19 protein-coding genes are annotated in these 20,851 nt (G+C 66.4%); 12 read left to right on the plus strand and 7 right to left on the minus strand.

What is annotated here, in order from left to right; genetic code table 11:
• Positions 1–1,488, minus strand: coding sequence for a MocR-like pyridoxine biosynthesis transcription factor PdxR (gene pdxR, locus SCD90_RS01600; RefSeq protein ID WP_319842863.1), 1,488 nt, complete (start codon positions 1,486–1,488; stop codon positions 1–3).
• A gap of 140 nt (positions 1,489–1,628) precedes the next feature.
• Here pdxR and SCD90_RS01605 point away from each other — a divergent pair, with 140 nt between their 5' ends.
• From SCD90_RS01605 to SCD90_RS01655, 11 genes are all read left to right on the plus strand, one after another.
• Complete coding sequence (locus SCD90_RS01605) at positions 1,629–2,768, plus strand: extracellular solute-binding protein (protein WP_319842864.1); 1,140 nt, start codon at positions 1,629–1,631, stop codon at positions 2,766–2,768.
• Between the two features lie 77 nt (positions 2,769–2,845).
• The gene (locus SCD90_RS01610; protein WP_319842865.1) at positions 2,846–3,931 is read left to right on the plus strand and encodes an ABC transporter ATP-binding protein; all 1,086 of its coding nucleotides are present in this window, start codon (positions 2,846–2,848) and stop codon (positions 3,929–3,931) included.
• A gap of 1 nt (position 3,932) precedes the next feature.
• On the plus strand, positions 3,933–4,856 hold the full coding sequence (locus SCD90_RS01615; RefSeq protein WP_319842866.1) for an ABC transporter permease: 924 nt from the start codon (positions 3,933–3,935) through the stop codon (positions 4,854–4,856).
• A complete protein-coding gene (locus SCD90_RS01620; RefSeq protein ID WP_319842867.1) occupies positions 4,853–6,034 on the plus strand; it encodes an ABC transporter permease in 1,182 nt (393 codons plus the stop codon). Before SCD90_RS01615 ends, SCD90_RS01620 begins: the two co-directional genes overlap by 4 nt.
• A gap of 246 nt (positions 6,035–6,280) precedes the next feature.
• Complete coding sequence (gene kdpF, locus SCD90_RS01625) at positions 6,281–6,370, plus strand: K(+)-transporting ATPase subunit F (protein WP_319842868.1); 90 nt, start codon at positions 6,281–6,283, stop codon at positions 6,368–6,370.
• Between the two features lie 7 nt (positions 6,371–6,377).
• A complete protein-coding gene (gene kdpA, locus SCD90_RS01630; protein ID WP_319842869.1) occupies positions 6,378–8,087 on the plus strand; it encodes a potassium-transporting ATPase subunit KdpA in 1,710 nt (569 codons plus the stop codon).
• A gap of 12 nt (positions 8,088–8,099) precedes the next feature.
• A complete protein-coding gene (kdpB, locus tag SCD90_RS01635; RefSeq protein WP_319842870.1) occupies positions 8,100–10,148 on the plus strand; it encodes a potassium-transporting ATPase subunit KdpB in 2,049 nt (682 codons plus the stop codon).
• 10 nt (positions 10,149–10,158) lie between these two features.
• Positions 10,159–10,731: a potassium-transporting ATPase subunit KdpC gene (kdpC, locus tag SCD90_RS01640; protein WP_319842871.1), complete on the plus strand. Its 573-nt coding sequence runs from the start codon at positions 10,159–10,161 to the stop codon at positions 10,729–10,731.
• A gap of 8 nt (positions 10,732–10,739) precedes the next feature.
• On the plus strand, positions 10,740–11,219 hold the full coding sequence (locus SCD90_RS01645) for a PTS sugar transporter subunit IIA (protein WP_319842872.1): 480 nt from the start codon (positions 10,740–10,742) through the stop codon (positions 11,217–11,219).
• Positions 11,216–13,900: a sensor histidine kinase KdpD gene (locus SCD90_RS01650; protein ID WP_319842873.1), complete on the plus strand. Its 2,685-nt coding sequence runs from the start codon at positions 11,216–11,218 to the stop codon at positions 13,898–13,900. The genes SCD90_RS01645 and SCD90_RS01650 overlap by 4 nt, the downstream gene beginning before the upstream one ends.
• Positions 13,897–14,586, plus strand: a complete 690-nt coding sequence (locus tag SCD90_RS01655; protein WP_319842874.1) for a response regulator — start codon at positions 13,897–13,899, stop codon at positions 14,584–14,586. The genes SCD90_RS01650 and SCD90_RS01655 overlap by 4 nt, the downstream gene beginning before the upstream one ends.
• A 148-nt stretch (positions 14,587–14,734) precedes the next feature.
• On the opposite strand, the gene SCD90_RS01660 is transcribed toward SCD90_RS01655, so the two are convergent.
• The 6 genes from SCD90_RS01660 to hemP are packed head-to-tail and all read right to left on the minus strand — an operon-like array spanning position 14,735 to position 18,426.
• Positions 14,735–15,283 (minus strand): cupin domain-containing protein, encoded by a 549-nt coding sequence (locus SCD90_RS01660; RefSeq protein WP_319842875.1) that lies wholly within the window; start codon positions 15,281–15,283, stop codon positions 14,735–14,737.
• 3 nt (positions 15,284–15,286) lie between these two features.
• A complete protein-coding gene (locus SCD90_RS01665; RefSeq protein ID WP_319842876.1) occupies positions 15,287–15,460 on the minus strand; it encodes a hypothetical protein in 174 nt (57 codons plus the stop codon).
• Entirely contained in the window at positions 15,457–16,251 is a 795-nt protein-coding gene (locus SCD90_RS01670) for a heme ABC transporter ATP-binding protein (protein ID WP_319842877.1), read from the minus strand. The genes SCD90_RS01665 and SCD90_RS01670 overlap by 4 nt, the downstream gene beginning before the upstream one ends.
• Complete coding sequence (locus tag SCD90_RS01675) at positions 16,251–17,318, minus strand: FecCD family ABC transporter permease (protein WP_319842878.1); 1,068 nt, start codon at positions 17,316–17,318, stop codon at positions 16,251–16,253. The genes SCD90_RS01670 and SCD90_RS01675 overlap by 1 nt, the downstream gene beginning before the upstream one ends.
• A 19-nt stretch (positions 17,319–17,337) precedes the next feature.
• Positions 17,338–18,210: a heme/hemin ABC transporter substrate-binding protein gene (locus tag SCD90_RS01680; RefSeq protein ID WP_319842879.1), complete on the minus strand. Its 873-nt coding sequence runs from the start codon at positions 18,208–18,210 to the stop codon at positions 17,338–17,340.
• Positions 18,211–18,219: 9 nt separating this feature from the next.
• Positions 18,220–18,426: a hemin uptake protein HemP gene (hemP, locus tag SCD90_RS01685; RefSeq protein WP_319842880.1), complete on the minus strand. Its 207-nt coding sequence runs from the start codon at positions 18,424–18,426 to the stop codon at positions 18,220–18,222.
• A gap of 187 nt (positions 18,427–18,613) precedes the next feature.
• On the opposite strand from hemP, the gene SCD90_RS01690 reads away from it, so the two are divergent.
• Complete coding sequence (locus SCD90_RS01690) at positions 18,614–20,842, plus strand: TonB-dependent hemoglobin/transferrin/lactoferrin family receptor (protein WP_319842881.1); 2,229 nt, start codon at positions 18,614–18,616, stop codon at positions 20,840–20,842.
• Positions 20,843–20,851 lie beyond the last annotated feature (9 nt).

Here is a 20,851-nt window from a genome sequence, read left to right on the forward strand (position 1 = left end):
TCAGGCCTGATGGCGGACGGCGGACAGCGCATCCGCCAGCAGTTCGATGCCTCGGGGAATGCGGTCAACCGCTATGGCCGCGAAGCCAAGGCGGATGTGGTTGCGCGCCGCGGGATTGAGGAAATGCACACCGCCCGGCTCCACCACCACGCCGCGCGCGAGGGCTTCCGCCTGAAGAGCGGTCTCGTCCACACCTTCGGGAAGTCGGAGCCAGACCGCCGAGCCGCCCGTGGTCATGGTCGGTGAGCAATCGGGCAGCACGCGCTCGATCTCGCGCAGGATGGTCTTCCACTTGCGGGAGAGGAGGTCGCGCTGGCGGCGGATATGGGCGTCGAAATGGCCGTCCGCCAGGAAGATCGCCATTGCGCGCTGATCGAGCGCCGAGGGGTGCCGGTACATCAGCCGCCGCGATGCCCGCAATTCGCGCACGATCTCCGGCGGCGCCACAACGAAGCCGAGCCGCAGGCCGGGAAAGACCGGCTTGGACAGGCTGCCTATGTGCAGGACGCGTCCCGCTTCGTCGAAGCTCTTGAGCGCGGGGTGGCCGGCGCCGACGAAGTTCAGCTCGTGCTCGTAATCGTCCTCGACGATCAGGAAGTCATGGCGCTGGGCGGCTTCCAGCAGAGCGAGCCGGCGCTGCATGCTCATGGTCACGCTGGTGGGCGACTGGTGGCTTGGCGTCACATAAACCAGCGCGCAGCCTTCCAGCGCGTCGCCGACCCGGATCCCATTGGTGTCGACGTATTGCACGCGCAGCTCGGCGCCGCGAGCACCGAAGATGTTGCGCGCGTCGACATAGCCCGGCTCCTCGATGCCGACACGCGTTCCCTTCCCGCACAACAGGGTGGCGATGAGGAACAGCGCGTTCTGTGCGCCGATGGTGATGAGGATTTCGTCCGGCCGGGCCCGGAAGCCGCGCTTCGGAAGCATGCGGCGAATGATCTGGTCCACCAGCATCGCATCGTCGATATCGACCAGATCGCCCATCCAGGCCTGAGCATGGCGCACCGAGCCGGCCTGCCGCACGCAGTCCCGCCAGCGGCTGACGGAGGTCGGGTCCGGGGAGACCTGCCCGTAGACGAAGGGGAACGGATGGTCCCGCCAGTTCTCCGGCTTCACGATGTTGAGCTGGCGCGACGGCACCTCGACGAAACGCCCGGCATAATCCACCGCGCCGGAGGCTTTCGGCAGCACCCGTGCCGAGCGTGCATCCACGCGGATGTTCAGCTGCTCGCGGATATAGCGCTCATTGATGAAGTAGCCGCGCCGGTTCACCGGCGTCAGGTAGCCGTCCTCCGCCAGCCGCTCGTAGACGAGGCTCACCGTGTTGCGGGAGACGCCGAGCCGCGCCGCGAAGCCGCGCGTGGCCGGCAGCGGCTCGTAGCTGGAGATGGCGCCCGCGAGGATAGCCTCGACCAGCCGTTCCTGGATCTGCTGCTGCAGGGCCCGGCCATGGTCCAGCGGTGGGTTGAAGAATGGTTCCAGCATGGGATGCTGGCTCCATAGAATCCGATCTGTGGCTCTAAATCCAGTGCCTTGCGGGGCCATAGCATTTTGCCTGCGTCACACGCGTGATCGTCCCGCAGGGTTGCGGTGGCAGTGCCGGAGCAGCGGCAGAGGAGACAGAGATGTCCAGGTCCCCATTCAACACGTCAGTTGACCGGCGCAGTTTCCTCAAGGGATCGGCTGCAGCAGCGGCGGCAGTCGCCATGCCGGCGATCATCAGCCCCTCGGCGCTCGCTTCCTCAGGCGAGATCAACATCCTGATGTGGTCCGACTATCTTCCGGAGAGCTTCACCAAGAGCTTTACCGAGAAGACCGGCATCAAGGTGAACTTCACCGGGATCGGCGACAACGACGAGATCCTGAACAAGATGAAGGCCACCAGCGGCCAGGGCTTCGACATCGTCACCCCGACGGTGAACCGCAATCCGCTTTGGGAGAAGCTCGGCCTGCTGCAGCCGTTCGACATGTCCAAGGTGCCGCTCGACAAGGTCAACCCGGCCATGGCGCTGGGCGACAAGCACTGGAACTTCGACGGCAAGGGCACGGCCTGGCTCCCGCACATCTGGGGCACGGAAGGTGTGTCGTGGCGCACCGACAAGTTCACGCCCGCGGGCGAGTTCCCCAGCTATTACGACGTGTGGGACGAGGCCAATGCCGGCAAGACCATGGGCCGGGCCCATTCCTCCATGCTGGGCCTCGGCCTCGGCATGGAGCGGCGCGGCGAGCTGGCGCCCGGCACGATGTGGTCGGCCTATGAGAGCCCGGAAAAGATGAAGCCGGTCTGGACCAAGCTGACCGAAGCCGCCATCGCCAAGAAGAAGATACTGAAGCTGGTCTGGAAGGACGCCGACACCCAGAAGAACGGCCTCCTGAACGAGGGCGTGATCGTGGCCCAGACCTGGGACGGCCCGCCCATCGCCCTGAAGACCGCTGGCGAGCCGGTGATGTACCGTGCGCCCGTGGAGGGTGCGATGGCCTGGATCGACGGCCTGTCCATGCCGATCGGCGCCAAGAACATCGACCAGATCTACGCCTTCATTCAGGCCTGCTACGATCCGGAACTGGCCGGCACGGCCATCAAGACCCATGGCTACAATTCGCCGGTCATCGGCGCCGACAAGTTCGGCGGCGAGGTCTATGCCAAGAACTTCGCCGACGCTTATCCCGGCGATGCGCTGTCGAAGCTGAACCCGTGGCCCGCCGAGGCCACCTGGTACAGCGAGGCCCGCACCGAGTTCGTCAACAAGTTCATGAGCGCCTGACGCGGCACGTCACGAAAGCGCGCCGCGGCGGTGTCGCGGCGCGTTTCTTGCCTTGCCCGCAGCAGACCAGGGTGCTCATGAAAACGCGCGACGTATCGCTGGACCACGTGACGATCCGCTTCGGCGCGCACACCGCCGTCGACAACGCGCTCCTCACCATAACGGGTGGCGAGTTCTTTTCCTTCCTCGGGCCGTCGGGCTGCGGCAAGACCACGCTTCTGCGCTGCATCTCCGGCTTCCTGGAGCCCACCGAGGGACGGGTGCTCATCGGCGGGCAGGATATGCGCCGCGTCGGCCCGAACAAGAGGCCGACGGCGCTGATCTTCCAGAACCTGGCGCTGTTCCCGCTGATGTCGGTGGCCGACAACATCGCCTTCCCGCTCGAGGTGAAGGGCATCGGGCGCAAGGACCGCCGGCGCCGCGCCGACGAATTGCTGGACCTCATCGCCCTGCCCGGCATGGGCGACAAGAAGGTCCACGAGCTTTCGGGGGGCCAGCGCCAGCGCGTCGCCATTGCCCGCGCGCTGGCCGCCGAACCGGACATCCTGCTGCTCGACGAGCCCTTGTCGGCGCTGGACCTCAAGCTCCGCCAGCACATGCGCACCGAACTGCGCGCCATCCAGAAGCGCGTGGGCCTCACCTTCATCTACATCACGCACGACCAGGGCGAGGCGCTGACCATGTCTGATCGGGTGGCCGTGATGAGCGCCGGCGTCATCCAGCAGGTCGATGCGCCGGAGGCCATATACAACCGCCCCAAGACGGCCTTCGTCGCCTCTTTCGTGGGCGAGACGAACGCCGTTTCCGGCACCGTGCTCTCCCAGGACGGGGCGGATGTGGTGCTGGACACCCCGCTCGGCCCCATCCCGGGCAAGGCGGTCGGCGGCAGGCATTACCGGCATGGCCAGGCCTGCACGCTCTACCTGCGCCCGGAGCAGATCGCGCTTGGGGAGGAGCACGCCGGCGGCATGTTCGCGGCCCGGGTCGTCAAAGAAGAATTCGAAGGCCCGGTGCGGACGCTGTTCCTGGAGGCAGCCGGCAGTGCGCTGCGGCTGTCGAGGGTGAACACCGGGCTGGATGCGCCCATGCCCGGAGGCGCCGATGTCCGCCTCAGCTACAATCCCGAGCAGGCCTGGGTCCTGCCCATCGAAGGCACGGCCTGACATGGCGGCACTGAGAAGGCTCCTCGCGGATTTCACCGGCCGCTACGGCGTCGGCGTCACGGTCTATGTCGCCGTCGCTTTGTTCATCTGGGTGGTGCTGCTGATCATCCTGCCTCAGCTTGCGATGATCGAGACCTCGTTCCGCCACAACCTGCCGCCTGACGCCGTCGGGGGCCCGACCGATGTGCTGACGCTCTCGAACTACCGCTACTTCCTGTTCGGCAATGGCGAGGCCGTGAACACGCTCGACCTGGGCGTCCTCGCGAAGACCGTCCTGGCGTCCGTCTTCGTCACGCTGCTCGACATCGTGCTGTGCTATCCCATCGCCTACATCCTGGCCCATTCGGCGACCGGGCTCGCGGCCCGGCTGATGGTGATCGGGCTCATCGTGCCGTTCTGGGTCAACGAGATCCTGCGCGCCTTTGCCTTTCGGGTGATCTTCGGCTCCACCGGTCTCGTAAACGGCGTCGGCATGTCGCTCGGCCTGTGGGATACGCCCGTGGACTTCATCCGGGCCGACGTCGCGCTCTATTCCGGCCTCACCTACACCTACATCCTGCTGATGATCTTCCCGATCTACAACGCCGTCGAAGCTCTCGACCGCAGCCAGATCGAGGCGGCACGGGACATGGGGGCCAGCTGGCTGCGGGTGCACTGGCGCATCGTGCTGCCGGCGGCCAAGCCCGGCATCGCCTCGGGCGCCACCATGGTGTTCATGCTGACGGCCGGGGCGCTGGCGGCGCCGCAGATCCTCGGCGGCCCGTCCAGCCTGTGGTTCACGCAGCTCGTCTACCAATGGTTCAACGAGGCCGGAAACTGGCCGCGCGGCGCGGCCTATGCCGCCATTCTCCTCGTGACCTGCCTTGGCTTCGTGCTGCTGATGATGCGCCTGTTCCGGGTCAATATCGGAGCCATAGGCCGATGAGCGCGGGGGTCGCCGGCAATCGATTTGTCTCCGTCGGCTATTCGCTGCTGTTCTTCGGCTTCCTGTTCGCGCCTCTCGTCATCATGACGGTGACGGCGTTCAACTCCTCATCCTTTCCCCGCATCCTGCCGTGGGAATGCTTCACCACGGACTGGTTCGGCGTGCTGGTCCGTGACCGACGGCTGATGGAAGGCCTGATGACAAGCGCCATCATCGGCGTCTGCGTCGTCGCCATCTCCGTTCCGGTGGGCCTCGCAGGCGCTATTGCGCTGTCGGAGGTCGGGCCGCGCGTGCGGGCCGTGCTCTACACCGTGCTTCTGGTGCCGATCCTCATTCCCGGCGTGGTGCTGGGCATCTCCACCATCGTGTTCTGGGGCAATCTCGGCCGCTCGGCGGGCGCGGGCTACGACACCTTCTTCTTCAACGGCAAGTTCCTGACCATTGCCGGCCATGTCACCTTCATAGCCGCCTACGCCATGCTGATTTTCAGCGCCCGGCTGCAGCGCTTCGATCCCACCTTGACCGAAGCCGCGCTCGATCTGGGTGCCACGCCGGGTCAGGCGTTCCGCAAAGTCATGCTGCCGTTCCTGCGACCGGCCATCGCCTCGGCCGGGTTCCTCACGCTTCTCGCCTCCTTCGAGAACTACAACACCACCGTCTTCACCATCCTCGCCGGCAGCACCTTCACCACGGCGCTGGCGTCCAAGGTGCGATACGGCATCGATCCCTCGCTCTCCGCCCTTGCGGTCATCATCATCGCGCTCACGCTCATCGGGGCGATCACAAGCGAAGCCTTTACGCGCCGCCGGGAAGCCGTTCTGAACGGGCGCGCCCGCTCGGGGCTCTACGCGAACCCGCTGGTGCGCTCCGCCGTGCATCCGGCTACCGTCGGCGTCCTGCTGATCGCCGTCGCATCCAGCGCGGTATGGCAAGGCAGCCAACACGACAGCGGCACCTGCCGCGAGACCATGCTGCAGGAGAAGAGGGCCAATCAGGAGCGATTCCTTCAGGAGCAGCAGCGGCGCCTGCGCGAGGCGGCTCCCAGCCGCGCGCCAACGCCGTCGACCGCGCCCCCGGCCGTCGGAACCAACCCGTCGCCGTTCGGTGGAGCCTTCAGCTCCGGCAGCCTCGCCCCGTCACCAGCAGCACCGCCTCGACCCGGCAATCCCTCACCGTGACAAGCAGCTTTCGTACGCTGTGCCTTCTCCGGGATCAGTCAGGGCAGCAGATCACTATGACTTTCCTATATCGGCTTGCGAGTCCCCTACTCGCAGCAATATGCCGATAAGACGACATTCCCGGCGGTAAGCGCGGATAGGCCGCGCCGGGACATCTTCCATGTTCGATCTCTTGATGCTTGGGCTCGGCGCGACCTTGTTCGCCGCCGCGATCCTCTACGCGCAAGCCGCGGAGGGCATCTGACCATGACCCTCGACTACATGCTGGGCGGGGCCGTCACGGTTTTCCTGTTCGTCTATCTCGTCTACGCGCTCGTGCGCCCCGAACGGTTCTGAGGGCGCCATGACCATCAATGGCTGGGTGCAGATCCTCATCTTCTGCGCACTTGTTCTGGTGCTCGTGAAGCCCCTCGGCGGCTACATGGCGCGGCTTTTCGGCGGCGAGCGCACCTTCCTTTCGACCGTGTTCGGCCCTCTCGAGCGCGGCTTCTATCGCCTTGCCGGCGTCCGCGCCGAGGCAGAGCAGCACTGGAGCGTGTACGCCGTCTCCATGCTGGCCTTCAATCTTGCGGGGTTCCTGCTGGTCTATGGCTTGCAGCGCCTGCAAGGCGTGCTGCCGCTGAACCCGCAGGCCTTCGGCGCCGTGCCGGCCGACCTGTCTTTCAACACCGCAATCAGCTTCGTCACCAACACCAACTGGCAGAACTATGGGGGCGAAAGCACCATGTCCTACCTTGCCCAGATGGCGGGGCTGACGGTGCAGAACTTCGCCTCGGCGGCGACCGGTATCGCGCTGGCCATCGTCCTGATCCGCGGGTTCTCGCGGCGCTCCGTGCGCACCGTCGGCAATTTCTGGGCCGACATGACGCGGGCCACGCTCTACGTGCTGCTGCCGCTGTCGATCCTCATCGCTCTCGTCCTGGTGTGGCAGGGCGTGCCGCAGAATTTCGACGCCTATACCGCGGTGACCACGCTTGAGGGCGCGCAACAGACCATCGCGCAAGGCCCCGTCGCTTCCCAGGAGGCGATCAAGATGCTCGGCACCAATGGCGGCGGCTTCTTCAACGCCAATTCCGCGCATCCCTTCGAGAACCCGACGCCCTTCTCAAACCTCATCCAGATGGTAGCGATCTTCGCCATCGGCGCGGCGCTGACCAACACCTTCGGCCGCATGGTTGGCGATGAGCGTCAGGGCTGGGCCATTCTCGGCGCCATGGGCGTGCTGTTCCTGGCCGGTGTCACGGCGCTCTATGCGGCGGAAGCCTATGGCAACCCGATCCATGCCGCGCTCGGGCTCGACCCCTCCTTCGGCAACATGGAGGGCAAGGAGGTGCGCTTCGGCACGGCCATGTCAGCCTTGTTCGCAGTCATCACCACGGCTGCCTCGTGCGGTGCGGTCATCGCCATGCACGACGCGCTGACCCCGCTTGGCGGCCTCGTCACGCTGCTCAACATGCAACTGGGCGAGGTCATCGTCGGCGGCGTCGGCGCGGGCCTCTATGGCATGCTGCTGTTCGCGATCATCGCCGTGTTCGTCGCCGGCCTCATGGTGGGCCGAACCCCGGAATATCTCGGCAAGAAGATTGAGGGCCGCGAGGTCAAGATGACGATGCTGGCGGTGCTGTGCTCGCCGCTCGCGATCCTCGGCTTCACCTCGCTCGCGGTGGTCATCCCGGCTGGCCTGTCGAGCCTGCAGGACGCCGGCCCGCATGGCTTCTCGGAGGTTCTGTATGCGTACACCTCGGCGACAGCGAACAACGGTTCGGCGTTCGGCGGCCTCTCGGGCAACACGCCCTTCTACAACCTCACGCTCGCCATCGCGATGTTCGTCGGCCGGTTCTTCATCATCGTGCCGGTGCTGGCGATTGCCGGCTCGCTCGCCGCCAAGACCACGCTGCCGCAATCGGGCGGGACATTCCCCACCCATGGCGGGCTGTTCGTCGGCCTTCTCGTCGGCGTCGTCCTGATCGTCGGCGGCCTGACCTTCCTGCCTTCCCTCGCGCTCGGACCCCTGGCGGAACACTTCGCCATGCTGTCCGGCACCCTGTTTTGATCGGTCGCCAAGATGAGCACCCGTAAGAAGTCCTCCACCTTCACCCCTGAGATCCTCCTGCCCGCTTTGGGCGGGAGCATCCGCAAGCTCGACCCGCGCCACCTCATCAAGAACCCGGTGATGTTCGTGGTCTGGGTCGTGGCCCTGCTGACCACGGTCCTGCTGGTGCGCGACATCGCCACCGGCGGCGAGCGGATCGGCCTTTCCGCGCAGATCGTCCTGTGGCTGTGGTTTACCCTGGTCTTCGCGAACTTCGCGGAAGCCGTGGCCGAGGGTCGTGGCAAGGCACAGGCCGCCAGCCTCAAGCAGTCGCGCAGCGAGGTCGTGGCCAAGCTGATCGTGGACGAGGCCACCGGCCTCGTCGTGCCCACGCCGGCGCTGCAATTGCAGCGGGGCGAGGTGGTGCTGGTGGAAGCCGGCGACATCATCCCGTCCGATGGCGAGGTCATCTGGGGCGTTGCCTCGGTCAACGAAGCCGCCATCACCGGCGAGAGCGCGCCGGTCATCCGGGAATCCGGCGGCGACCGCTCGGCGGTCACGGGCGGCACGCAGGTCATCTCCGACAGCATCCGCGTTCGCATCACGGCGGCGGCGGGCTCCACCTTCCTCGACCGCATGATCGGCCTTGTCGAAGGCGCCGAGAGGCAGAAGACGCCGAACGAGATCGCGCTCAACATCCTGCTCGCGGGCATGACGCTTATCTTCGTGTTCGCCGTGGCCTCGATCCCGAGCTTCGCGACCTACGCCGGCGGCGCCATTCCCGTCGTGGTGCTGGTGGCGCTGTTCGTGACCCTGATCCCCACCACCATCGGCGCGCTGCTCTCGGCCATCGGCATCGCCGGCATGGACCGCCTGGTGCGCTTCAACGTGCTGGCCATGTCCGGCCGCGCGGTGGAGGCCGCGGGCGATGTCGACACGCTTCTGCTCGACAAGACCGGGACCATCACGCTCGGCAACCGCGTGGCGACGGAGTTCGTGCCGGCGCCAGGCGTCGGCGAGCGTGACTTCGCCGACGCTGCACAGCTTGCCTCGCTGGCCGACGAAACGCCGGAAGGCCGATCCATCGTGGTGCTGGCAAAGGAAAAGTACGGAATCCGCGGCCGCGACATGGCCTCGCTGAAGGCCGACTTCATCCCCTTCACCGCGCTAACCCGCATGTCCGGCGTGGACGTGGATGGCCGCCGCATTCGCAAGGGCGCGGGAGATGCTGTCGCGGCTTACGTTCGCGGACAAGGAGGGGCAGGCCTTCCGCCGGAGGTGACGCAGGCCATCGAGGCCGTCGCCAAGTCCGGCGGCACGCCGCTGGTGGTCGCCGATGGCGCGCGCGTGCTGGGCGTCGTCCACCTCAAGGACGTGGTGAAGGGCGGCATCAGGGAGCGCTTCGCCGATCTGCGCGCCATGGGCATCCGCACCGTGATGATCACCGGCGACAATGCCCTCACCGCCGCCGCCATAGCGGCCGAGGCGGGCGTCGACGACTTCCTCGCCCAGGCAACGCCCGAGATGAAGCTGGCGCTCATCCGCGACGAACAGGCAAAGGGCAAGCTGGTGGCGATGTGCGGCGACGGCACCAACGACGCTCCCGCTTTGGCGCAGGCCGATGTCGGCGTGGCGATGAACACCGGCACGGTCGCGGCGCGCGAGGCCGGCAATATGGTCGATCTCGATTCCGACCCGACCAAGCTCATCGAGATCGTGTCCATCGGCAAGCAATTGCTGATGACGCGCGGCGCGCTGACGACGTTCTCCATCGCCAACGATGTGGCCAAGTATTTCGCCATCATCCCGGCGATGTTCCTGGCGTTCTACCCGCAGCTTGGCGTGCTCAACGTCATGGGGCTGGCGACGCCGGAAAGCGCCATCCTGTCGGCCATCATCTTCAACGCGCTGGTCATCGTCGCGCTGATCCCGCTCGCTTTGCGCGGCGTCAATTACCAGGCCGTCGGCGCGGCTTCACTGCTGCGCCGCAATCTCTTCATCTACGGCCTTGGCGGCCTCGTCGTGCCTTTCGTCGGCATCAAGCTGATCGACATGGCCGTGTCCGCCATCGGCCTTGCCTGAGGTCAACATCATGCTCAACCAGATCCGTCCCGCCCTTGTGATGATCGTCCTGATGACAGTCGTCACCGGGCTCATTTACCCGCTGTTCGTCACCAGCGCCGCACAGGCTCTTTTCCCGTCGCAAGCCGGCGGCAGCCTGATCGAGCGCAACGGAACCGTGGTCGGCTCCGCGCTGATCGGCCAGACCTTTGCCGGCGAACGCTACTTCCACGGCCGACCCTCGGCCGCCGGCAAGGAGGGCTACGACGCCGCCGCATCGTCGGGCTCCAATCTCGCACCGACCAGCAAGGCCCTGTCGGAGCGCTTGGCGGCCGATGTCGCCAAGGCCCGCGCCGACGTGCCTGAGGGGCCGGTGCCGGCCGATCTTGTCACCACCTCGGCGTCGGGTCTCGACCCGCACATCTCGCCGGCCTCGGCGGAGGTGCAGGTTGCCCGCGTGGCCACAGCGCGCGGTGTCGATGCGGCGCGCGTCCGCGAAATCCTCGCCCGCCACGTCGAGGAGCGTCAGTTCGGCGTGCTGGGCGAGGCTCGGGTCAACGTGCTGGCCGTGAACCTCGCCCTCGACGCGGAGGCAGGCAGGTGACGGGTGCCATGTCGGAACGCTTCCGGGTCATCGATCCCCGGAGCGTTCTGTTCGGCCTGGAGGGCGAGGCGCGGCTGAATGTGCTGGCGCTGGTCTCGGCCCGGCTTTGGGAAAGCACCGGGCTGGGAGCCCAGCGCATCTACCGCGCATTCGAGGAGGACGTGCAGTCCGGCTACGGCGGTGGCGTCAACGGTGCCCTGCTGGCCGTTGCGCGCGTTCCCGAGGCGCGCGACGTGCATTGGATGGCGGTGCGGCTCCGGCACCCGGTGGCAATCGCGGACGGCGATGCTGTCGATCTTGTTTTCGCGATTGTCGGCCCGGATGCCGATCCGATGCTGCCGCAGGTGATGCGCTGCTTCGACCGGGTGACGCGTGATCTTCCTGCGCTGGGCGGCCTGCGCAATGCACGATCCAGGAACCCGTTCTGCGCCGAACTTGCCTGGGCGCTGGAGCGTGCAAGCCGGCCGTCTGCTATAGCGGTGCGATGACGTCGCCCGACCATCCGAACGATCTGGGCAGACCCGCCGCACCACTGCGGGGCCGGCTGAAGGTTCTGCTCGGCGCGGCTCCCGGCGTCGGCAAGACCTATGAGATGCTGCTGGACGCCCGGCGCCTCCGCGAACAGGGGGTGGATGTCGTCGTCGGCATCGTGGAAACCCATGGGCGGGCCGAGACCATGGCTCTGGTCGCCGGCCTCGAAATCGTTCCGCGCCGCATCATCCCCGACGGAGCGCACGCCCGCGAGGAGATGGACCTCGACGCCATCCTCGCCCGGCGCCCGTCGCTTGTCCTCGTCGATGAGCTTGCCCACACCAATGTGCCGGGCAGCCGACACCCCAAGCGCTATCTCGACGTCGAGGAGCTTCTGGCCGCCGGCATCGACGTCATCACCACCCTGAACATCCAGCATGTCGAGAGCCTGAACGACGTCGTCGCCCGCGTCACCCGCATCCGCGTGCGCGAGACGGTGCCGGATGCGATCCTGGACCGCGCCGACGATATCGAGGTGGTCGATATCTCGCCGGACGAACTGATCCAGCGCCTGCAGGACGGCAAGATCTACGTGCCCGAGCAGGCGCGCAGGGCGCTGAACCATTTCTTCTCGCCCGGCAACCTCACGGCACTGCGCGAACTGGCGCTGCGCCGCACCGCCCAGCGCGTCGACGAGCAGTTGCTGTCGCATATGCAATCGCTTGCGATCCGGGGGCCCTGGGCGGCAGGCGAGCGCGTGCTCGTCTGCGTCAGCGAGGATGCGCGCGGCGCCGGGCTGATCCGCACCTGCGCCCGCATGGCTGGCCGCTTCCACGCGCCGTGGACGGCTCTCTACGTGGAAACGGCGCGCAGCCATCACCTTTCGGAGGAGGAGCGCGACCGTGTCGCCGACAGGCTGCGTCTGGCCGAGCAGTTGGGCGGCGAGGCCGTCACGCTGCCGGGGGACAGCATCGTCGATGAGGTGCTGGCGTTTTGCGGGCGCAACAACATCACCCAGATCGTGATCGGCAAGTCCGGCCGTTCGCGTCTGTTCGAGATGCTGCACGGCTCCGTGGTCCACGATCTCGTGCGCCGTGCGGGTCCTGTCGGCGTGCATGTGGTGGCGGGCGACGAGGCGGAGGAGCAGGCGCCGACGCGCATCGCCTCCGCTGGCGGCGCCACCGGAAAGGCGGGACCCTATGCCGTTGTCGTCGCGGCCGTGGCCGTGGCGCTCGGCGCAGGCAAGCTCATCGAGCCCGTCGTCGGCCTCGAGACCGTCGATCTCGTGTTCCTGCTGGCGGTCATCGCCTTGTCCATCGGCTATGGACTGGTGCCGTCGCTGGCCGCCAGCGTTCTGGCGTCCCTTGCCTACAACTTCTTCTTCCTGCCGCCGATCCTGACCTTCACCATCGCCTCGCCGACCAACGTGGCGTCCTTCGCATTCTTCCTGATCATCGCGCTCATCGTCAGCAATCTGGCGGCGCGGGTGCGGGCGCAGGTGGTCACCGCGCGCAATCGCGTCCGCACCACGGAGGCGCTCTACACCTTCAGCCGCAAGGTCGCGGCGGTCGGCACGCTCGATGACCTGCTGTGGGCGACCGCCTACCAGATCGCCTCCATGCTGCGGCTCGACGTGGTGGTGCTGCTGGCCCGCGGCGGCCGGCTCGACTTGCGGGCCAGCTACCCACCGGAAGACGAACTCGATGATGCCGATCTCGGAGCGGCCAAATGGGCGTGCGAGGCAGGAGCCCCGGCAGGTCGGGGCTCCGACACGCTGCCCGGCACGCGTCGTCTCTTCGTGCCGCTGCGGGCGGGTAACCGTGGGCTCGGTGTCGTCGGGCTGACGCGCGCACGGCCGGGGCCGCTGCTGACGCCAGACGAGCGGCGCCTGCTCGAAGCCCTGATGGACCAGGCAGCCATCGCGGTCGAGCGCTTCGACCTTGCCGAGGAGATGGGACAGACGCGGCTGGCAGCCGAGACCGAGCGGCTACGTTCGGCCCTGCTGGCCTCGCTGTCTCATGATCTCAAGACGCCGCTCGCGTCCATCCTCGGCGCCAGCACTTCACTCCGCCAGTTCGGGCATCTGTTCGACCGCGCCGATCGCGACGACCTTGCCGCCACCATCGAGGAGGAGGCCCGGCGGCTGACGCGCTTCGTCGGCAACCTTCTGGACATGACGCGCATCGATTCCGGAGCTATCGTCATCGAACGCACGCCGGTCGACATGGGAGAGGTCATCGCCACCGCGCTCCAGGCCACCAAATCGGTACTGGAGGGGCACCGCACGGCCCTTGCGATGGAAGAAGGCCTGCCCTTCCTTGCATCCGACGCCGTTCTGCTGGAGCAGGTGCTGGTGAACCTGATCGAGAACGCCGCCAAGTACACGCCTGCCGGCACCCTCATCACCATCGACGCGGGGCATGATGCCGCCGGAATGGTCCTCCGCGTGCTCGACGAAGGTCCGGGAATTCCGGCGGGCGCCGAGGAAACAGTGTTCGAGAAATTCCAGCGCTTTCGCGCGCGCGATCATCGCCTCGCCGGCACGGGGCTTGGGCTTGCGATCTGCCGCGGCTTCGTGGAGGCGCTGGGCGGCACGATCACCGCCGGCAGCCGGCCCGACCGGCCGGGCGCGGTGTTCACGATCCGGTTCCCTGCGCCGCTCCTGCTGCCCGCCATCCTTGAACAGGCCGCGGGATGAACGACGGCGTTCCCATCCTGATCGTCGAGGACGAGCCGCCGATCCGGCGGCTCCTGCGCACCAGCCTGGGGCCGAACGGCTTCCACGTCATCGAGGCCGAGACCGGCGGACAGGCGCTTGATCTCGCCGCACGCGAAAAGCCGGACGTCATGCTGCTCGACCTTGGCCTACCGGACATGGACGGCAGCGAAGTGATCCGCCGCCTGAGGTCGGCCGGCTCGCGGTTACCGATCATCGTCCTGTCGAGCCGAGGTGACGAACGCGGCAAGGTCGAGGCGCTCGATCTCGGCGCCGACGACTTCGTCACCAAGCCGTTCGGCATGGCCGAGTTGCTGGCCCGCATCCGTGCCGCCCTCCGGCACCGCGTTCAGGACCAAGGCGGCGATCCGCTGTTTCAGGCCGGCGACGTGCACGTCGACCTGATGCGCCGCAGGATCACACGCGCTGGAGAGGCGGTGAAGCTGTCTCCCAAAGAGTACGACATCCTTCGGCTTCTGGTCACGCATGCCGGCAAGGTGCTGACGCATCGCATGCTCATGCAGGAGGTGTGGGGTGCCGCGGGCGACGTTCAATATCTTCGAATCTACATTCGCCAGTTGCGCCAAAAGCTGGAACGCGATCCCGAGCGTCCCGAGATCATCCTGACGGAAACCGGTGTGGGATATCGCCTGGTCGAGCCCGGCTAGCTGACGCTAGTCGCGGCCACTCGGTGCCGCAACGGGCGCCCGTGGCGCCGGGCGGAGCGATACCCCCCACTACGGTCGAGTACTCCCGCACAACCCACCATCGCATGGGCGAGGGCCGGAATGCCCGTACCCAAAAGCTGGCCTGCGGCTACTTTCCAAGTTCGACGTTCGAGCCCGGGCCATTTGTCTGATCGATAACCAGCAAAACCACCGGCTCGGCCCCTATGTTGCTGCCGTTATGCCAGTATCCGACCCCCTCCACCACGAAATCTCCCTCATCGAACTTTCGGGTCACGCCCGTGTCCGCGTTCCTGACCTCCAGCGTTCCAGACAATATGTAGGCAAACCGCTGGAAACTGTGACGGTGCACCGGCAAAGCAGCACCCGGCGCGATGACATATTTCGAGACGACCACATTGGCCGGCCCGGTCGGCAAGACGATAGGGTCGCCCGATATTGTTCTGTCAGCCTCAAGAATCTTCGTCACGACGACACTTGTCTGCAGATCGGCCATGGCTGGTGCGGCAAGCATGCAGGCAATGAGGGATAAGGCGGTTCTCCTCATGACGACGTTCTTTCTGTTCACTGGGGTAGGCTGCAAGGTCAGTAGCAGGGAGGTCCTACCGAAGCTCAAAGACAACAGGCTTTTTTTGCCTCCCATTTTCAGCGGTGTCGCCGGCCCAAACTGCGCCGCCATCGATCACGGTTGCAGCGGGCGAAAACGCTCCTGCCGCTCATCAACTCCGGAGCGGCCGTTATCCCAGCGGCGCTCGTTTGCCAGCACGACGTCGTGAAGCTCGTTGCTGATGTCCCTGCCCACTACTTCATTCAAGCTTCTGCAATCATCCGAGGGCCATGATGTGCCTTCGCTCATGCGCCGGCGAGCCTGTGGGGCAGGATGAACGGCGCTCCCTGCGGCACCCAGCCTACTTCCAGCGGCACTTCGAACACCGAACTCAGAAGATCGTCAGTGATCACATCCCTCGGTGCGCCTTGCGAGTGGACGCGGCCCTGGTGCAGGACGACGACGTGATCGGCGAAGGCGGCCGCAAGGTTGAGATCGTGGAGGATGGCCAGCACGCCGCCGCCCTGACGCGCGAAATCGCGCACCAGCGACAGCGCCTGCAGTTGGTGCCGGATGTCCAGGCTGGAGGTTGGCTCGTCCAGGAACAGGTAGCGCGGGCGACCGTCGCGCATGGGCGCGCCGACCTGGCACAGTGCGCGGGCAAGGTGGACGCGCTGCTGCTCGCCGCCCGACAGCTGCTGGTAGAAGCGGCCCTCCAGCTCCGCAAGATCCACGGCGTGAAGGCTGGCGAGGGCGGATGCATGGCGCGCGGCCGCGGCAAGGCCGGGGCGGGCTTCCAGGCCGAGCAGGACCACTTCAAGCGCGGTGAAGGGAAAGGACAGCTGCGAGCTCTGGGGCAGTACCGCGCGCAGTGCTGCAAGACCGCGCCCGCCGATGCCCGCTATGTCTTTCTGCTCGAAGGTGACGCGTCCGCTTGAGGGCGCGAGTTCTCCCGTCAGCGCCTTGAACAGGGTGGACTTGCCCACGCCATTCGGTCCCACGACCGCGGTCAGGCGTCCCGGCTCGACCGCCATCGACACCTTGTCGAGCACCGGGCGTGCTCCGAAGCTGAAACCGACCCCCTCGGCCCTGAACGACATCAGAGGTCCACCAGGCCGCGCCGCCGGAGCAGCATCCACAGGAAGAACGGCGCGCCAAGCGCGGCCGTCAGGATGCCGATGGGCAGTTCGGCCGGGGAGACGATGGTGCGGGCCACCATGTCGGCCACCAGCAGCAGCACCGCCCCGCCCATGGCGCAGGCCGGCAGGAGCGGCTGGTGGTTGGGCCCCATCGCAAGGCGCAGGAGATGCGGCACCACGATGCCGACGAAGCCGATGACCCCGCTGGTGGCGACTGCCGCTCCCGTGCCGGCCGCCACGAGGAAGATGGCCGCGAACTTCAGCCGCTGGACGTGGACGCCGAGATGGAAGGCCTCGGCCTCGCCCAGCACATAGGCGTTGAGGCCACGTGCCAGCACCGGCATGGCCAGCAGGACGGCCAGCATGATCGGACCGGCGACGGCAAGCTTGTTCCAGGAGGCGCCGCCGAGGCCGCCCAGCGACCAGAAGGTGATGTCGCGCAATTGCTGATCGCTCGAGGTGAAGACGAGAAGACCCGTGGCCGCCGCCGAGAACGCGCCGAGCGCGATCCCGGCAAGGAGCATGGTCGCGATCGATGTCCGCCCTCCCCGCGTGGCGATGGCGTAGAGCAGGAGCGTCGAGGCGAAGGCCATCACGAAGGCGGCGACGGCTATGGCGTAGCTGCCGAACACCAGGGTGAGCGGCAGGAGAACGGTGCCGCCATAGACGATGGTGGAGACAGCACCGAGCGCCGCGCCGGAGGACACGCCGACCAACCCGGGATCAGCCAGCGGATTTCGGAACAGGCCCTGCATCAGTGCCCCGGAAACCGCGAGCGTGGCTCCCACCAATGAGCCGATGAGGATGCGCGGCACCCGGATCTGCCAGATTATGAGCCCGTCACCGCTCGCTCCGGAGGCCGGTCCGGCCAGCAGGATCTCGACCACGCGGGCCACCGGAAGGGGGGCCGGTCCTGTGCCGAGCGACACCACGGCGACGGCCGCCGTCAGCACGGCCAGGAGGATGAGGAAGAACGCCGCGGCGGCGGAGCGGTCGCCGGCCACGGGCCGCCCGCCTTGTGCGCTCATGGACAGGCTCATGGGGCGGTCATTGCCGCAAGCTCGGGTAGAGCTTGCCGGCAAGTTCACGCCCGGCATCCGGCGTGCGGGGGCCGAAGCCTAAGAGGTACAGCGCGTCCATGCGGTAGAGGGCGCGGTAGCGCGCCGCGGGCGTGTCCGCAAAGGCCGGCATGTCCAGCACGTCGCCCGTCAGGCCGGCAGGCGCCGCATGATCGGGCAGCAGGATCACGTCCGGCTGCAGCGCGGCCGCCGCTTCGAGCGACAGCGTCTTGTACCCGCTCATGGCTGACAGCACGTTCTCGCCACCGGCCAGACGGATCATGGCGTCGGCGGCCGTGCCCGTTCCGGCCGCGAGAGGCCGTCCATCGGCAAGCGACATGATGAAGAGCACGCGCTTGCGAACCGTGACGCTTCCGAGGTCGCGATCGAAATCGGCCAGCTTGCGGGCAACACCTTCGGCGAGGACCTCGCCCTGAGCGGTCTGGCCCACGGCGGCGGCGATGGTGCGGATCTTCCCGGGCAGGCTCTCCGACCGGTATCCAGCAGGGACGGTCACGATCCGGACGCCGGACTGGGCAATGAGAGACACGGCGTCCGGAGGGCCGGCCCCCTCTTCCATCAGCACAAGATCCGGTGAAAGCGCGAGAACCCCCTCGGCGGACAAGGCGCGCATGTAACCGACATCCGGCTTGGCGAGGACGGCCTGCGGATAGACGCTGGTGCTGTCGCGGGCGATCACGCGATCCGCCTGCCCAAGTTCGAAAAGCGTCTCGGTCGTTGCGCCACCAACCGAGACGATGCGGTGCGGCTCACTGCTTTCGGCATGGGCTGCAGCGGCGAGCAGCAGGCAAGCCGCAAGTGCCGGCCCGGCCAGTCTTGCTGAAATCTGCGCGATCATCATGGCCCGCTTCTACTTGTTGAGGATCAGCTTTCCGCCCCGCGTGATGCGGAGACGGTACAAGCTGTCGTTATGAACAATTCCGATCTCGGAATCTGTTTTGAACAATTCTCGTGTATCGAAAACGCGGATCGGCGAGCCGTCGGGGCGCTGTATCGGATCTATACGATCAACGACCGCACTCTCATCGACATCATGGATGCCTGGCATCTTGTTCATTAGAATTATTTGACTTCTAGACTGTCGGAAACTTTGATTTCATTTGACTTCTCTTCTCAGTTTTCTGTAGTAGCGTCAATCAAGAGCGCCGCAGGGCTGCGGTTCTCCATTAGGCTAGCAAGCAAGGTCCCGGAGCATCCGACCCAGCCAGCAAGGCCTGCATCCTCATGGATTCAGGGGCGGGGCAATGGGCAGAACCGGTTTGAGGGCAGGCGTGGCAATGGCGGCGCTGGTGATCGCGGCGCCGGCATGGGCGCAGGCCGTCGCGGAGCAAGACGTCGAGCTCGAAACGATTGTCGTGGACGGACAGGGCAGGAAAGTCCCGGCCGCCGACGTGCCGACGGAGAAGGAGACGGTCCTGACCACGCGGGCGGACCGTGCCGAGCTCGACAGCCGGCAGGTAACCGACATCCGCGACATCGACCGCCTTGCGCCCGGCGTCTCCTATGATCGCACTTCGCGAAGCTTCAATGTGCGCGGCCTCGACACCAGCCGCGTGCTGACCACCGTGGACGGCATCCGGGTGCCATGGATCGAGGACGGGGCGCGCGGCCTGACCGGCGGCGTGAACAGCGTCGACTTCGACACCCTGTCCTCGGTGGACATCGTGAAGGGCTCGGACTCCACGGTGTTCGGCTCCGGTGCGCTCGGCGGCGCGGTGGCGCTGCGCACGCTGGATCCCGAGGACATCATCAAGCCCGGCCGCAATTGGGGCGCGGTCACCCGCAGCGGCTTTGACAGCTCGGACGACAGCTGGCGCATTGACCAGGCGGCGGCACTTCGGGTCGGCCAGACCTTCATGCTCGTTCAGGGCGGATACCGCGCCGGCAACGAGCTCGAGAATATGGGGGATATCGACTTCTACGGCGCGACACGGACCGAGCAGAATCCGTCCGACTACGATCAGGAGAACGTGCTAGTGAAGCTGCACCACTACGTGGACGGCGGCCATCGCTTCGGCATCACAGGCGAGCACTTCAACCGCGAGGAAGAGATCGACAACCGGCTGGCCAGCACGGCGGCTTACCGGCAGGGCTCGGCGACAACCGACGAGACGGTCAAGCGCCAGCGCGTTTCAGTCGACTACCGCTATGATGGCGGCGGCGTGATCGATGAGGCCAGCGCCATCCTCTATTGGCAGCGCCAGCAGCTCGACACGGACTTCAGCGGCTTTCGTCTCGGCGCGAGCCGTCCTTTCGGTGATTACAGCCGCCTCACCGAGCGCGAGGAAGAACGTGTCGGACTAACCGGCAGCGCGCTCTCCATTCTGGACCTCGGCGGCGCTGAGCATCGCGTCGGCTATGGCGGTGAGCTGTTCGCCAGCAAGGCGTCCTCCTTCTCGTCGGGCCAGGACAATTGCCTGCCACCCCCCTACCCGCCTTTCGCCACCTGCAGCTTCCTCCACACCAACCAGGCGGACATGCCTGAAGTGGAGGGCACGACCTTCGGCGCATTCATCGAGGACGAGATCGGGCTGATGGGCGGGCGGCTCCGCGTGACCCCGGGCATCCGCTATGACTGGTACGAGGAGAAGCCGCAGGAGACCGCAGGCCTAGAGGACAATCCCAGCTTTCAGGGCGAACTGCCCGCGGATTCCAGCGATTCCGCGTTCTCCGGCAAGCTGCGCGCGGAGTATGATGTCGCGGCCGAGGTTACGGTCTATGCCCAGTGGGCGCAGGCATTCCGTGCGCCCTCCGCGAACGAGCTGTACCTGACCTATGGCGGTTCGGGCACCTATCTGCGGGTCGGCAACGAGGACCTTGAGCCAGAGACCAGCAATGGCTTCGATGTGGGGGTCAAACTAGGGGATGACGGCTTCGGCGGATCGGTCGGCGCGTTCTACAACCGATACAAGAACTTCATCGATGTCGTGCCCGTCACCGCGGCCGAATACGGCGTGCCGCCAGGCACCTATCCGCTCGGAATCACGCAGGTCGTCAACATCGACAATGTCGAGATCTACGGCGGCGAGGCCGCGATCCACTACCGCCACGAGTCCGGCTTCCGGACCTGGGGCGATCTCGGCATCTACCACGGCGAGGACATGGATACGGGCGTCGGACTGAACACGATCCCCGCCGCACGTGTGCAGATGGCGGTGGGCTATGAAGCCGCGCATTGGGGTTCGGACGTCATCATTACCGCCGCCGCCTCGCGTGATTTCAAGTCGGATGAGGGTGCGGTTGTCGACGGCTCGGACGTGGAAAACGCAGCCTCCGCCACGCCCGGCTATGCCATTCTCGACCTCACGGCCTGGTGGCAGCCGGACTTCGCCGAAGGCCTCACGCTGCGTGCCGGCGTCTTCAACATCCTCGACAAGACCTATTACAAGACGCTCGATGTCACGGCTGCGAACAAGCAGTACTTCTCGGAGCCGGGGCGTAATTTCAAGGTCAGCGCCACCTACCAGTTCTGACCGGCGACA

Origin of the sequence: Terrihabitans rhizophilus (genome assembly GCF_033898525.1) — a bacterium.
Taxonomy (GTDB): Bacteria; Pseudomonadota; Alphaproteobacteria; order Rhizobiales; family Methylopilaceae; genus Flaviflagellibacter; species Flaviflagellibacter rhizophilus.

What these genes read in the sequence shown, in the direction of transcription:
- SCD90_RS01680 (WP_319842879.1), bottom strand. Translation starts at nt 18,210, where the DNA reads ATGATGATCGCGCAGATTTCAGCAAGACTGGCCGGGCCGGCACTTGCG.
- SCD90_RS01610 (WP_319842865.1), top strand. Translation starts at nt 2,846, where the DNA reads ATGAAAACGCGCGACGTATCGCTGGACCACGTGACGATCCGCTTCGGC.
- SCD90_RS01690 (WP_319842881.1), top strand. Translation starts at nt 18,614, where the DNA reads ATGGGCAGAACCGGTTTGAGGGCAGGCGTGGCAATGGCGGCGCTGGTG.
- SCD90_RS01655 (WP_319842874.1), top strand. Translation starts at nt 13,897, where the DNA reads ATGAACGACGGCGTTCCCATCCTGATCGTCGAGGACGAGCCGCCGATC.
- hemP (WP_319842880.1), bottom strand. Translation starts at nt 18,426, where the DNA reads ATGAACAAGATGCCAGGCATCCATGATGTCGATGAGAGTGCGGTCGTT.
- SCD90_RS01620 (WP_319842867.1), top strand. Translation starts at nt 4,853, where the DNA reads ATGAGCGCGGGGGTCGCCGGCAATCGATTTGTCTCCGTCGGCTATTCG.
- kdpC (WP_319842871.1), top strand. Translation starts at nt 10,159, where the DNA reads ATGCTCAACCAGATCCGTCCCGCCCTTGTGATGATCGTCCTGATGACA.
- kdpA (WP_319842869.1), top strand. Translation starts at nt 6,378, where the DNA reads ATGACCATCAATGGCTGGGTGCAGATCCTCATCTTCTGCGCACTTGTT.
- SCD90_RS01665 (WP_319842876.1), bottom strand. Translation starts at nt 15,460, where the DNA reads ATGAGCGAAGGCACATCATGGCCCTCGGATGATTGCAGAAGCTTGAAT.
- SCD90_RS01605 (WP_319842864.1), top strand. Translation starts at nt 1,629, where the DNA reads ATGTCCAGGTCCCCATTCAACACGTCAGTTGACCGGCGCAGTTTCCTC.
- SCD90_RS01670 (WP_319842877.1), bottom strand. Translation starts at nt 16,251, where the DNA reads ATGTCGTTCAGGGCCGAGGGGGTCGGTTTCAGCTTCGGAGCACGCCCG.
- kdpB (WP_319842870.1), top strand. Translation starts at nt 8,100, where the DNA reads ATGAGCACCCGTAAGAAGTCCTCCACCTTCACCCCTGAGATCCTCCTG.
- SCD90_RS01675 (WP_319842878.1), bottom strand. Translation starts at nt 17,318, where the DNA reads ATGAGCGCACAAGGCGGGCGGCCCGTGGCCGGCGACCGCTCCGCCGCC.
- SCD90_RS01645 (WP_319842872.1), top strand. Translation starts at nt 10,740, where the DNA reads ATGTCGGAACGCTTCCGGGTCATCGATCCCCGGAGCGTTCTGTTCGGC.
- SCD90_RS01615 (WP_319842866.1), top strand. Translation starts at nt 3,933, where the DNA reads ATGGCGGCACTGAGAAGGCTCCTCGCGGATTTCACCGGCCGCTACGGC.
- SCD90_RS01660 (WP_319842875.1), bottom strand. Translation starts at nt 15,283, where the DNA reads ATGGCGGCGCAGTTTGGGCCGGCGACACCGCTGAAAATGGGAGGCAAA.
- pdxR (WP_319842863.1), bottom strand. Translation starts at nt 1,488, where the DNA reads ATGCTGGAACCATTCTTCAACCCACCGCTGGACCATGGCCGGGCCCTG.
- kdpF (WP_319842868.1), top strand. Translation starts at nt 6,281, where the DNA reads ATGACCCTCGACTACATGCTGGGCGGGGCCGTCACGGTTTTCCTGTTC.
- SCD90_RS01650 (WP_319842873.1), top strand. Translation starts at nt 11,216, where the DNA reads ATGACGTCGCCCGACCATCCGAACGATCTGGGCAGACCCGCCGCACCA.